Genomic DNA, 12668 nt, shown 5'->3' with positions numbered 1-12668 from the left:
CATCTGAGCAAAAGCGAAGCCGGGTTACAAACGGCGTTTTGTCACTGGCACAATCACCGCCGCCATTGCACAGAGGCATTGCTTCGCCTAAATCCCTGCCCATGACGCTACGACCGATCCTGATCCATCCCGATCCGCGCCTGAAAAAGGTCTGCGAGCCGGTGCCCGAAGTTAACGACGAGATCCGCAAGCTCGCCGATGACATGCTCGCGACCATGTATGACGCGCCCGGCATCGGCCTGGCCGGGCCGCAGGTCGGCGTGATGAAGCGGATCTTCGTGATGGATTGCGTGAAGGACAAGGAAGCGGCCCCCGAGCCGATGGTCCTGATCAATCCCGAGATCAGCTGGACTTCGGAAGAGACCAATGTCTACGAGGAAGGCTGCCTCTCGATCCCGGATCAATATGCCGAGGTGACGCGTCCCTCCGAGGTGCGGATGAAGTGGCTCGGCCTCGACGGGCAAAGCCATGAGGAACAGTTCGACGCGCTTTGGGCGACCTGCGCTCAGCACGAGTTCGACCATCTCAACGGCAAGCTGTTCATCGACTATCTCGGTCCGATGAAGCGCAAGATGATCACCCGCAAGATGGAGAAGCTCAAGCGCGAGCGCGCCCGTGCGGGCGCCACCAAGGATCCGATCCTCTGATGGCCGCGCGCGCGTTCATCCCCTATGACGACCGCCGCCTGCATCGCCAGGCCGAGCCGGTCGAGACGATCACCGAAACCGTCCGGATGATCTGGGACGACATGGTCGAGACGATGGACGCGATGCCCGGCGTCGGCCTCGCCGCGCCGCAGATCGGCATCATGATGCGGCTTGCGGTCGTCGATGCGTCGGACAAGCGCGGTCAGGCCGTGCGGATGGCGAACCCCGAAGTGCTGCATGCGTCGGTGCAGATGCGCAAGCACGAGGAGGCCTCGCCCAACCTGCCCGGCGTTTTCGCCCCGATCGAGCGGCCCCGCGCTGTGACGGTGCGCTTCCTCAATGAAGACGGCGAGATGGAGGACCGCGATTTTGTGGGCCTCTGGGCGACGAGCGTCCAGCACCAGATCGACCATCTCAACGGCAAGATGTATGTCGATCATCTCTCGCCTCTGCGCCGCAAGATGCTGGTGCAGAAGTCGAAGAAACTCGCGAAAGGCTAAGCGATGCGCGTCATCTTCATGGGAACGCCGGAATTCTCCGTCCCCGTTCTGGAGGCGCTGGCCGGCGCGCATGAGGTTGTCGCCGTCTACAGCCAGCCGCCCCGCCCCGCCGGTCGCGGCAAGAAAGAGCGCCCCTCACCGGTCCATGCCAAGGCCGAGGAACTGGGGATCGAGGTGCGCACCCCGCGGAATTTCAAAGCACCCGAGGATCGTGAAGCCTTCGCCGCGCTGAATGCCGATATCGCGGTCGTCGTGGCCTACGGGCTGATCCTGCCGCAGGCCATTCTGGATGCGCCCGCGAAGGGCTGCCTGAATATCCACGCCTCGCTGCTCCCGCGCTGGCGCGGGGCCGCGCCGATCCACCGGGCGATCATGGCAGGCGACAGCCAGACCGGCATCTGCATCATGCAGATGGAAGCCGGACTCGATACCGGGCCGGTTCTGCTGCGCGAAGCGACCGAGATCGGCGCGACCGAGACCACCGGCGAGTTGCATGACCGGCTGAGCGCGATGGGCGCCCGGCTGATCCTCGATGCGCTGTCCGAGATCGACTCGCTGATCCTTCAGCCTCAGCCGGAGAATGGCGTCACCTATGCCGCGAAGATCGACAAGGCCGAAGCGCGGGTCGATTGGACGCGCCCGGCCGACGAGGTGATCCGCCATATCAACGGCCTCTCGCCCTTCCCTGGCGCCTGGACCGAGATCGCGGGTGAGCGGATCAAGCTGCTGCGCGCCGCCCCGGCAGAGGGCAGTGGCGCGCCGGGCGAAATCCTCGACGGGTTTACGATTGCCTGCGGCACTGGCGCGCTGGAAATTCTCGAGGCGCAGCGCCCCGGCAAGCGTCCGATGTCGGGCGACGACGTCTTGCGCGGCCTGCGCCTGCCCGCTTGCCTCAGCTGAGCGCAACTACCTTCCCAAAACGCACAACTTGCGGCAGACTTGCGGGAAAACCACAAGGAGCAGTCGATGACCCCCCGCATGAGTGAGTTCGCCTGATGGGCGTTCTGTTCGGCTTTCTCGCGACGGCAGGCAGCCGCATCGTCGGGATCGGCTTCGCACTCGCCATCTGGCTGCTCGCGCGCCCGGGAGGCTGGGCCGTGCTCGTGGTGCTGACACTGCTCGCCTTGCGCGTGTTTCCCGGTCACCAAGTTTGAGTTCAGAAGGTCGAGGCCCAGATGTTATTCGTTAATTCCCTGAGCGGCAGCGATATCGTGATGATCGCCATCGCGATGCTGCTGATCCTGTCCGTCTTCCTCGGCGTCCGGATCGTGCCGCAATCCGAAAAACATGTCGTGGAAAGATTCGGCCGGCTGCGCGCGGTGCTCGGCCCCGGCATCAACTTCATCGTGCCCTTCCTCGACCGCGTGCCGCACAAGATTTCGATCCTCGAGCGCCAGCTGCCCAATGCGATGCAGGATGCGATCACCGCCGACAACGTGCTGGTAAAGGTCGAGACCTCGGTCTTCTACCGAATTACCGAGCCGGAGAAGACCGTCTATCGTATCCGCGATGTCGATGCGGCCATCGCGACGACGGTGGCGGGGATCGTGCGCTCCGAGATCGGGGTGATCGAACTCGACGAAGTGCAATCGAACCGTGCCCGTCTGATCGAGAAGGTCCGCGAGCAGGTTGCCGTGATGGTCGACGATTGGGGGATCGAGGTGACCCGTGCCGAGATTCTCGACGTCAATCTGGACGAGGCGACCCGAGCCGCGATGCTGCAGCAGCTCAACGCCGAACGCGCGCGTCGGGCGCAGGTGACCGAGGCCGAGGGCAAGAAGCGCGCGGTCGAGCTCGCCGCCGAAGCGCAACTGTTCCAGGCGCAGAAAGAGGCCGAAGCCCGCCGCATCTCGGCGGATGCCGAAGCTTATGCGACCGAGGTGGTTGCGCAGGCGATCGCCAAGAACGGGCTCGAGGCCGCGCAATATCAGGTCGCGTTGAAACAGGTTGATGCGCTGGCGCAGGTGGCCAAGGGCGAAGGCAAGCAGACCGTGATACTGCCCGCCGCAGCCCTCGAAGCCTTCACCGACGCTTTCCAACTGCTGAGGAAAGCATGATGGATCTGTGGCAACTCCCGTGGGTCTGGGTCGTCGCCGGTCTTGTGCTGGGCGTCGCAGAGATGATCATCCCCGGCTTCATCTTCCTCGGCTTCTCGATCGGGGCCGTCGTCACGGGCGCGCTCGTCTGGATCGGCATCGTCGGAAATTCGGTCCCGATCACGCTGATCACCTTCGCGATTCTGTCGATCATCGCATGGCTCGCGCTGCGCAAGCTGATGGGCGTGCGACGCGGTCAGGTGAAGCACTGGCATGACGATATCAACGAGAACTGACCCCGTGTGACGAAACCCCGCCCGGCGGGTTCCCGCGCACCCCGGGAACTGGAAGCGGCCTATCGATGTTCTCTCGCCAATACGCAGAGAGAGATGAAAATCGACAGGAGATCATCATGTCTGACACGCATAATCACGAACGCTCGGGTCTGGGCGGCATCTACTTCGTTCTGGGCGCGGTCGTCGTTGCGCTCGGTATCGTCCTTTGGCTGATGATGGCGCCCGGGGATGAAAGCGCCACCACCGCGCCCGCAGAAAGCGACGCAAGCTCCACTTCGGTCACGATCGAAAACAGCGACTCCGCTGCCCCGGCGGATTCGTCGGGCGCGACCGCATCGGGCGATGCTGCGGCGGGCGATACCGCGGCTAGCGACAGCGGCAGCACCGACACCAGCGGCGCTGCCGCCGAGGCCACCACGCAGAGCGGCGGATCGAACTGATTTCCGCCCTTCTGGATCACGCGCAAGTGAAGCGGCGTCCTGCGGGGCGCCGTTTCATTTTGCGCCGCGCTCCGCCTATCTGAGGACAGGAGGAGGAACGCAGGCCATTGCCTCGCGTTTCCTTTACCGAGGGACCAAAGCGAAGAGGCGAGCAGAAATGGCCAAGGATTCGAACCGACAAAGCAGTATCGGCGGCCTGATACTCACCCTTGTGGCGCTGGTCGCGGCGCTGGGTGTCGTGGTCTGGTTGGTTGCGGATACGCCGGTTGACGGCGGCGACGAGGCCGCCACCGATCCACCGAGCGAACAGCAGATGTCAGATCCGAATGCCGCGAAGGTCGAAGTCGCGCCGAACTCGAAGACGAGTGGCCCGGCCACCGGCGGCGATGGCCAGTGATCTAAGCGCCAGTCAGCCCCGAAGCTCTTGGAGGATCGCTTCCGCCGCGGCGCGCGGATCGGGCGCGCGGTGGATTGGGCGGCCAACGACGATATGGTCAGCGCCTGCGTCCACTGCGGCTGCCGGGGTCGCGATCCGCTTCTGGTCGCCGAGGTCGGCCCCGGTCGGGCGCACGCCCGGCGTCACGATCAGCTTGCCGGTTGCCTCGGGCAATGCCCGGATCATCGCCGCTTCCTGCGGCGAAGCGATCACGCCATCCGCACCCGCGTCGAATGCACGGCCCGCACGTTCGGCGACGAGATCGCTGATCGCACCCTCCTTGATGAGCGCGCCGTTCAGGTCTTCCCGGTCAAGCGAGGTCAGGATTGTCACAGCGAGGATTTTCAGGTCGGTGCCCGCGGCGCCTTCCTTCGCGGCCTTAACCACATAGGGGTCGCCATGCACGGTGAGGAAATCAAGGTCGAACTGCGCCAGACCGCCCACCGCGTTTTCCACCGTCGCACCGATATCGAACAGCTTCATGTCGAGGAAGATGCGCTTGCCCTGATCCTGCTTCAGCTCGCTCGCCAGCGCGAGGCCACCGCCGGTGAGCATCCCCAGACCGATCTTGTAGAAGGACACCGAGTCGCCCAACTGGTTTGCCAGCACGAGGCCTTCATAGGCGCTCGGCACGTCGAGGGCGACGATGAGACGGTCGTCGGCGGGCAGGGTCATGTCGGTCATCGCAGAGCGCTCCTTTTCAAGATCGCCCCCTGATGCGGATCAATCACCGCTACGTCAAGCCGTTCGCGGGTTCACAGCCCGCCGATACCACGGCGCTGCGCTTCGCGGGTCAGCGCGCGAGTAAGCTGTCGATGTGGGATGTTCTGGCTGGCTTCGATTCTGACGGGCACCCGCAGCGGCTGCGCGACCCCGGGGATGAAGAATTCTACGATCGCCTCGAAACGGCGTTGCGCGGCATTGTAGATCAGGCGCGCGATATGCGTGGCGTTGCCATGGTGCATGGACCCGGACCCTCCTCTGTGGTCGTCCTCTATGCTTGTCTTCACGTAAACGCTAAACCTTGCGATCTGGTTTCCTCCTGCGGCGAAATGGTCCATCGAAAAGACTTGAAGCGGCGCATGCCACATCCCATTTTTCATAGCGAGACCCGGCCAGGACGGCGCCTAATACAGGGCCAGACACATCCCGGGGGCTTTAAAAAAGGAGAATGCCGATGAACATGGAGAAGTTCACGGAGCGGTCTCGCGGCTTCCTTCAGGCCGCGCAGACGATCGCGATGCGCGAGGGTCATCAACGTGTGGTGCCCGAGCATCTTCTGAAGGCATTGATGGATGACGATCAGGGGCTGTCGGCCAATCTGATCAAGCGCGCCGGTGGCGAGCCTGCCCGCGTGCTCGAGGCCGTCGATCTGGCGGTGTCGAAACTGCCGAAAGTGTCGGGCGGCGACGGGCAGGTCTATGTCGAGCAAAGCCTCGTGCGCGTGCTCGACGAGGCCGAGAAGATCGCCAAGAAAGCGGGCGACAGCTTCGTGCCGGTCGAACGTGTTCTGATGGCTCTGGCCATGGTGAACACGCGCGCCAAGGACGCGCTCGATGCGGGCGCTGTGACGGCGCAGAAGCTCAACGCCGCGATCAACGACCTGCGCAAGGGCCGCACGGCGGATTCGGCCTCGGCCGAAGAGGGCTATGAGGCGCTCAAGAAATATGCGCGCGATCTGACCGAGGCTGCCGAGCAAGGCAAGATCGACCCGATCATCGGTCGTGATGACGAGATTCGGCGCACCATGCAGGTGCTCAGCCGTCGGACCAAGAACAACCCGGTTCTGATCGGTGAACCCGGCGTGGGTAAGACCGCGATCGCGGAAGGCCTCGCGCTGCGCATCATCGACGGCGACGTACCGGAATCGCTGCGCGACAAACGGCTTCTCGCGCTCGACATGGGCGCGCTGATCGCCGGTGCGAAATATCGCGGTGAGTTCGAAGAACGTCTGAAAGCGATCCTCAAGGAAATCGAGGCCGCTGCGGGTGAAATCATCCTGTTCATCGACGAGATGCACACGCTCGTGGGTGCCGGGAAATCTGACGGCGCGATGGACGCGGCGAACCTGATCAAGCCGGCGCTGGCCCGTGGTGAGCTGCACTGCGTGGGCGCCACGACGCTTGATGAGTATCGCAAATATGTCGAGAAGGACGCGGCACTGGCTCGGCGCTTCCAGCCCGTGATGGTGGAAGAGCCGACGGTCGAGGACACGATCTCGATCCTGCGCGGAATCAAGGAGAAATACGAACTCCACCATGGGGTGAAGATCTCCGACTCGGCGCTGGTCTCGGCGGCGACACTCTCGCATCGCTACATCACCGACCGCTTCCTGCCCGACAAGGCGATCGACCTCGTGGACGAGGCCGCCTCGCGCCTGCGCATGGAAGTGGACAGCAAACCCGAGGAGCTCGATGCGCTCGACCGTCAGATCCTGCAGATGCAGATCGAAGCGGAAGCGCTGAAGAAAGAGGACGATACCGCTTCGAAGGATCGTCTCGAGAAGCTCGAGAAGGAACTGGCGGATCTGCAGGATCGCGCCTCGGAAATGACTGCCAAGTGGCAGGCCGAGCGTGACAAGCTGGAATCGGGCCGCAACCTCAAGGAGCAACTCGACAAGGCCCGGGCCGAACTGGATCAGGCCAAGCGCGAAGGCAATCTCGCCCGCGCCGGTGAGCTGAGCTACGGCATCATTCCGAGCCTCGAGAAGCAGCTCGCCGCGGCCGATGAGGCCGAAGGCGAAGAGCTGATGGTCGAGGAATCAGTGCGCCCCGAGCAGATCGCCGAAGTGGTCGAACGCTGGACCGGCATCCCGACCTCCAAAATGCTGGAGGGCGAGCGCGAGAAGCTGCTGAAGATGGAAGACGAGCTACACAAGCGCGTCGTCGGTCAGAATGCAGCGATCACCGCCGTGTCGAACGCCGTGCGCCGTGCACGTGCCGGGCTCAACGACGAGAATCGCCCGCTGGGCTCGTTCCTCTTCCTCGGCCCGACCGGTGTGGGTAAGACCGAGCTGACCAAGGCGGTCGCCAATTACCTGTTCGACGACGATCAGGCGATGGTGCGGATCGACATGTCCGAGTTCATGGAGAAGCACTCCGTGGCCCGGCTGATCGGTGCCCCGCCCGGGTATGTCGGCTATGACGAGGGTGGCGTTCTGACCGAGGCGGTCCGGCGGCGTCCCTATCAGGTCGTGCTGTTCGACGAAGTCGAGAAGGCGCATCCGGACGTGTTCAACGTGCTGCTGCAGGTGCTCGACGATGGTGTGCTGACCGATGGTCAGGGCCGCACGGTCGACTTCAAGCAGACGCTGATCGTGCTGACGTCGAACCTCGGCTCGCAGGCGCTTAGCCAGCTGCCGGATGGTTCGGATGCAGGCGAGGCCAAGCGTCAGGTGATGGATGCGGTGCGGGCGCATTTCCGCCCCGAATTCCTGAACCGTCTCGACGAGATGGTGATCTTCGATCGCCTGAACCGCAAGGACATGGACGGGATCGTGGAAATCCAGCTCAAGCGGCTGGAGAAACGTCTGGCACAGCGCAAGATCACGCTGGATCTGGACGAGCCGGCTCACAAGTGGCTCGCCGATGCAGGCTACGACCCGGTCTATGGCGCGCGTCCCCTGAAGCGGGTGATCCAGCGCTCGCTGCAGGATCCGCTGGCCGAGGCGATCCTTGGCGGCGAAGTTATGGACGGCGCGACGGTCGAAGTCACGGCTGGCCCGAACGGGCTGATCGTCGGCGGTCACGTGGCCTCCTTGGGTGGCACGAAACCCGCCGATGGCGTGCCGCTGCACTAAGAGCCACCTGAAGACGGATTGAGAGGGGCGGAGCGATCCGCCCCTTTTTCGTTAGCATCAAGGGGCGCTGCCCCTCTTGGCTGCGCCAATTCAGCCCGGGATATTTCCGCCAAGGCGAAGAGAGAGTATCTAAGGGATACACCCCCGGATCGAGAGCCCATGCCTGCCCTTTGTCGCCATTGCCTGAAGAGTTTTGACGAGGCACCGAAGCGTTGCCCCGCCTGCGGCAAGGCGCGCATCGTGGCGCATCCGGAGCTGTTCGACCTGCCCATCGCACATATCGATTGCGACAGTTTCTATGCTTCGGTCGAGAAGCGCGACAATCCCGAGCTGTCTTCGCAAGCGGTGATCGTGGGCGGCGGCACGCGCGGGGTGGTGACGACCTGCTGCTACATCGCGCGAATCTCAGGGGTGCGCTCGGCGATGCCGATGTTTCAGGCGCGCAAGCTTTGCCCCGATGCGGTGATCATCAAGCCGCGGATGGAGCATTACGCCAGCGTCTCGCGCGAGATCAGGGCGAAAATGGTGGAGCTGACGCCGCTGATCGAGCCGCTCTCGCTCGACGAGGCGTTCCTCGATCTGGGCGGCACGGAGCGGCTGCACCATGCGCCCCCTGCCCTCCTGATGGCGCGGCTTGCGCGCGAGATCGAGACGGAGATCGGGGTCACCGCCTCGGTCGGTCTTTCGCATAACAAGTTCCTCGCCAAGATCGCCTCGGATCTCGACAAGCCGCGCGGGTTTTCGGTGATCGGGCGCGGCGATACGGAAGAGTTCCTCCGCGACAAGCCGGTGTCGATCCTCTGGGGCGTGGGGGCGGCAACGCGCTCGGCCCTGGGGCGTGCAGGCATCCGCACGCTTGCCGATATTCGCCGCGCGGGGCTGTCGCGGATGGGGGATCGCTTCGGCGCGTCTGGGCGGCGCCTGTTCGAACTGGCGAACGGCCATGATGCCCGCAGGGTCTCTCCCGACTCGCCGATGAAATCCGTGTCAAACGAGACCACCTTCAACACTGACATCGCCGATCGCGAGGCACTGATGGGCAAGCTGTGGCATCTGGCCGAGAAGGTCTCGGCCCGGATGAAGGCGCGCGATCTGGCGGGGCGGACCGTGACGCTGAAGCTGAAAAAGGCGGATTTCGCGACGGTGACCCGGCAGACCCGGCTGGAAGAGCCGAGCCAGCTGGCCGACACGCTCTATCGGGCGGGGGAGACGCTGTTCGACAAGCTGCCGAAGGGGCAGGCCTACCGACTGATCGGGATCGGGTTCTCAGACCTCATGGCGGCGGATGGGCGCGATCCGGCAGGCGACCTGCTCGACCCTTATGCGGGCAAGCGCGCAAGCGCGGAGCGGGCCAAAGATGCGATCCGGGCGCGATTCGGGGCGGATGCGATCCGCAACGGGCGCGGCTGGGACGGGGAGTGACTTACTCCGCTGCGTGACGCAGTCGATGGGACCCGAGATCGGCGATCTGACGCGCCACCCGGCTCATCAGCGCCGCGAACGTATTGAAATTCTCGTTCGGCGCGATGCGGTGCTGATCCATGTAGAGGGCGCGGTCGATCTCGATCTGGATCGCGTGATAGCCCTCGCGCGGATGCCCGTATCGCTGGGTGATATAGGCACCGGCAAAGGGGCTGTTGCGCGCGACGTTCAGCCCCTCGCCTTCGAAGATCAGTTCGATCTCGCGCACGATCTCCCGGTCGGCGCTGGTGCCGTAGCGATCGCCGAGCACGATTTCCGCGCGACGCGGGCCACTCGCGGCCAGAGCCTCGGAGGGCATCGAATGCATATCGAGCAGAATTGCCTGCCCGAAAGCGCCATGCGCCTCGGCCATCAGCGCCTCGAGCTGCGCGTGATAAGGTCGCCAGACATGGTTGATCCGCGCCTCGGCCTCGATCAACGGAATCTTGCCGCGATAAATCGCCCGCGCACCGGATACCACGCGGGGAATCACCCCGAGACCAGCCGCGACGCGCGGTCCGGGATGCGCCCGGTCCAGCCCGGCGATCAGCGCCGAATCAAGTTCGTCCTCCGCCCGGTTGAGATCGACCCACGCCCTCGGATATTGCGCACAAAGAAGCGGGGCGCCGAATTGCGGCACATCCGCCAGCAACTCATCGACGAAGGCGTCTTCGGAAGACCGCAGGCGCAGCATGTCCAGAACGGCGCGTTCCTGCAGGCTATGCGGGTAGTGTGCACCGGAATGGGGCGAGGCGAAGACCGCAGCGGTCCGCAACGCCTTGGGGCGATCCAGCCGGAACGGCGGCAAAAGGGCTGGGATGTCGGACATGAAACCTCTTATGATCGCTTAATATCCTACACCGGAACGCTTTCGCGCCAAAAGCCTCTTGAAAGCCGTTTCGACTCTTTATATAGACCCCCAGACCGACGCGACACCGCGCCTTTCGGTTCCCTTCGCGGCCTAGCCGCAAGCGCGAATCAAAGGCACCAACGGGGTCGAACGGGTGTGGGCGGTTAGCTCAGCGGTAGAGCACTACGTTGACATCGTAGTGGCCACTGGTTCGATCCCAGTACCGCCCACCATCTATTCACCGCCCCCGGCTTGCAAGCCCGGGGCATTCGTTTTTCAAGGCGCACCGCGCGCCGCGATACAGGAGAAGGCCGATGAAGGTCCGCAACTCGCTCCGCTCGCTCAAGCAGCGTCATCGCGATTGCCAGGTCGTGCGCCGCAAAGGCCGCGTCTACGTGATCAACAAGACGCAGAAGCGCTTCAAAGCCCGCCAGGGCTGAGGCAGCCGAGCCGAAACGAATAAAGGCCGCGCCAGGGATTTCCCGGCGCGGCCTTTTCCTTTTTTCAGCGTTTCGAGGCTGAGAGAGATCGGCGCTTATTGCACGCCGATCGCCCCGGCCAGAAGCTGCGCCACGGTGGCCTGATCGAGATAGCCTGTAGCTTCCAGCCCGCCCGCGGTCTGATAGCGGCGAATCGCGCGGCGCGTATCCTTGTCGAACACACCGTCGACCTTGCCGGGCTTCAGGCCCATCTGGGCAAGGCGCTGCTCCACCAGCGATTTCGCGACACCGGGCAGGTTGAGGGCGGCCTCTTTCGCAGCGGCCGCATCCATCGCGTCGCTTTGCTGATTCTGTTGCTGCAGCTCGGCAATGCGTGCCTCGGCCTCGGCTTTGAAGGCCGGGTCGGAGCGGCTTGCGAGATAATCCCGGTAGCTGGCGATGGTGTCGGCTTTGCGCGCGGCGTCCCAGTCTGCGCGATCCGCAGCCTGAGCCTCGGAGCGGCGATCCGCTTCGATCTTGTCGAGACGCTCCTGCGCGAGTTCCGCGAACAGACCGTCGGGATATTTTTTGAGATAGGCGCGCAGCCCCGCCTCATCGCCCGCCTTGCCGGTCTGCTCCCAATAGGCACGGTCCTGCTGGTCGATCTTGGCCTGACGCGCCTCAGCCTCTGCCTTTAGCTCGGCGGCGCGCTTCTCGCCCTGCGCCGTGAGCGCGGTGAGCTGTGCGCGGGTCAGGTAGCTCGTATCGTCGAAGCCGTTGGCCTTCTGCCAGCGCGCGATCGCCCCGCGCGAGCCCGGCCCGAAGATGCCGTCGACGCCTTTCGGGTCGAATTTCAGGATCGTCAGGTACTGCTGCACCTCGCGGCGCTGGTCGCGGCTAAGGTTCAGCGCCTCCTCCGCGGCCTTCGCTTTCTGCTGCGGTTCGTCACGCAGTTGCTGGATGCGCTGTTTCGCCTGAGCGGCATTCGCGCCATTCGGGTAGCGGTCGAGATAGAGCTGATAGGCGGTGATCGAATCCTCGGAGCGCGCCATGTCCCAGTACGGGGCAGACGGGTCTGCTTCGGGGGTCTTCACCGGGGCGGGTTTCTTCCCCGTCGGCTCGGTGACCAGGGTGAAATCTTGCGCGATGTAGCCACTGGCGGTCAGGTCCGCAGATTGCGCCGACCGCATCAGCGAGGCGCCAGGCTCGGTCAGATTGCCCGACATCAGGCGCGCGACGTTTTTCGGGCTGCCGCGCAGCACCGTCACACCTTGCGGAATGTCGAGCGTGCCGATCCCGGGTTGGGTCAGGCCGTCGCCGTTGCCCGCGTCATCCGCCGTGCCGAGCAGCAGCACCGCGCGGCCGGGGTGCGCGGCCAGAACCGTCATCACGGCGGACAGCGGCAACGCCTCGCTCACCGCTTCGGGCAGCGAGGTGTCGCGGACATCGACCGGCAGATACCACGTCTCGCCGGCGGAATGGGCGAAGCGGCCCGAGAGCGCCACGACCAGCCGGTCGGCCTCGGGCGCGCGGGTCACGAAATCGCGGAAGCGGGAGCGGATCTCGGCGGCGTCGGCGTCATCCTCGATCAGCACCGAGAAACCTGCCGTCTGCAGCTTCGCTTCGCTATCGGTCAGCGCGGTGCCCGAGCGAAGATCGTCGATCCGCTGGTAATTGGAATTGCCCAGAAGCAACGCCAGATCGGCGGCATGGGCGGGAAGGCCTAGCGCCGCGATCGCGGCACCTGTCAGAAGAAGTTTACGCATGGGGTCCTCCATCTCTCT

The 12668-nt window shown here is 64.4% G+C and carries 15 protein-coding genes and 1 tRNA gene; 12 read left to right on the top strand and 4 right to left on the bottom strand.

Translation table 11 applies throughout. The features are described 5' to 3' along the window. Nucleotides 1-101 precede the first annotated feature (101 nt). From def (B6V76_RS13500) to B6V76_RS13470, 8 genes are all read left to right on the top strand, one after another. Nucleotides 102-647, top strand: coding sequence for a peptide deformylase (gene def / locus B6V76_RS13500; protein WP_088727678.1), 546 nt, complete (start codon nucleotides 102-104; stop codon nucleotides 645-647). Beyond that, entirely contained in the window at nucleotides 647-1147 is a 501-nt protein-coding gene (gene def / locus B6V76_RS13495) for a peptide deformylase (protein WP_088723088.1), read from the top strand. Before def (B6V76_RS13500) ends, def (B6V76_RS13495) begins: the two co-directional genes overlap by 1 nt. A 3-nt stretch (nucleotides 1148-1150) precedes the next feature. Further along, nucleotides 1151-2047, top strand: a complete 897-nt coding sequence (gene fmt, locus B6V76_RS13490) for a methionyl-tRNA formyltransferase (RefSeq protein ID WP_088727677.1) — start codon at nucleotides 1151-1153, stop codon at nucleotides 2045-2047. Nucleotides 2048-2142: 95 nt separating this feature from the next. Next, nucleotides 2143-2301, top strand: coding sequence for a hypothetical protein (locus B6V76_RS19970; protein ID WP_157771525.1), 159 nt, complete (start codon nucleotides 2143-2145; stop codon nucleotides 2299-2301). Between the two features lie 21 nt (nucleotides 2302-2322). Next, nucleotides 2323-3204, top strand: coding sequence for an SPFH domain-containing protein (locus B6V76_RS13485; protein WP_075775427.1), 882 nt, complete (start codon nucleotides 2323-2325; stop codon nucleotides 3202-3204). Further along, entirely contained in the window at nucleotides 3201-3479 is a 279-nt protein-coding gene (locus B6V76_RS13480; RefSeq protein WP_077701024.1) for a hypothetical protein, read from the top strand. The genes B6V76_RS13485 and B6V76_RS13480 overlap by 4 nt, the downstream gene beginning before the upstream one ends. A 116-nt stretch (nucleotides 3480-3595) precedes the next feature. Next, complete coding sequence (locus B6V76_RS13475; RefSeq protein WP_075775425.1) at nucleotides 3596-3919, top strand: hypothetical protein; 324 nt, start codon at nucleotides 3596-3598, stop codon at nucleotides 3917-3919. Nucleotides 3920-4076: 157 nt separating this feature from the next. After that, complete coding sequence (locus B6V76_RS13470; protein WP_075775424.1) at nucleotides 4077-4316, top strand: hypothetical protein; 240 nt, start codon at nucleotides 4077-4079, stop codon at nucleotides 4314-4316. Between the two features lie 12 nt (nucleotides 4317-4328). Here the strand turns inward: B6V76_RS13470 and pyrF are convergent, their stop codons facing one another. Both pyrF and B6V76_RS13460 read right to left on the bottom strand, forming a co-directional pair. Further along, on the bottom strand, nucleotides 4329-5030 hold the full coding sequence (gene pyrF, locus B6V76_RS13465; RefSeq protein ID WP_088727705.1) for an orotidine-5'-phosphate decarboxylase: 702 nt from the start codon (nucleotides 5028-5030) through the stop codon (nucleotides 4329-4331). Nucleotides 5031-5110: 80 nt separating this feature from the next. After that, a complete protein-coding gene (locus B6V76_RS13460) occupies nucleotides 5111-5320 on the bottom strand; it encodes a hypothetical protein (protein WP_075775423.1) in 210 nt (69 codons plus the stop codon). A 212-nt stretch (nucleotides 5321-5532) separates the two neighbouring features. Between B6V76_RS13460 and clpB the strand changes: the two genes are divergently transcribed. Both clpB and B6V76_RS13450 read left to right on the top strand, forming a co-directional pair. Then, a complete protein-coding gene (gene clpB / locus B6V76_RS13455; RefSeq protein WP_088727676.1) occupies nucleotides 5533-8154 on the top strand; it encodes an ATP-dependent chaperone ClpB in 2622 nt (873 codons plus the stop codon). A gap of 159 nt (nucleotides 8155-8313) precedes the next feature. Further along, nucleotides 8314-9576, top strand: coding sequence for a DNA polymerase IV (locus B6V76_RS13450; RefSeq protein ID WP_075775421.1), 1263 nt, complete (start codon nucleotides 8314-8316; stop codon nucleotides 9574-9576). Nucleotide 9577: 1 nt separating this feature from the next. Here the strand turns inward: B6V76_RS13450 and B6V76_RS13445 are convergent, their stop codons facing one another. Then, nucleotides 9578-10444 (bottom strand): N-formylglutamate amidohydrolase, encoded by an 867-nt coding sequence (locus B6V76_RS13445; RefSeq protein ID WP_088727675.1) that lies wholly within the window; start codon nucleotides 10442-10444, stop codon nucleotides 9578-9580. 179 nt (nucleotides 10445-10623) lie between these two features. On the opposite strand from B6V76_RS13445, the gene B6V76_RS13440 reads away from it, so the two are divergent. Then, a tRNA-Val gene (locus B6V76_RS13440) sits at nucleotides 10624-10698 on the top strand. Nucleotides 10699-10779: 81 nt separating this feature from the next. Beyond that, entirely contained in the window at nucleotides 10780-10905 is a 126-nt protein-coding gene (gene ykgO, locus B6V76_RS13435; protein WP_038074920.1) for a type B 50S ribosomal protein L36, read from the top strand. A gap of 95 nt (nucleotides 10906-11000) precedes the next feature. Here ykgO and B6V76_RS13430 read toward each other — a convergent pair whose 3' ends face one another. Further along, nucleotides 11001-12650: a peptidoglycan-binding protein gene (locus B6V76_RS13430; RefSeq protein ID WP_166504594.1), complete on the bottom strand. Its 1650-nt coding sequence runs from the start codon at nucleotides 12648-12650 to the stop codon at nucleotides 11001-11003. Nucleotides 12651-12668: the final 18 nt, after the last annotated feature.

The organism is Thioclava sp. IC9, assembly GCF_002213225.1.
GTDB lineage: Bacteria > Pseudomonadota > Alphaproteobacteria > Rhodobacterales > Rhodobacteraceae > Thioclava > Thioclava nitratireducens.
Note: the sequence above shows the minus strand (reverse complement) of the source record. Positions and strands in the feature narration are given on the sequence as shown.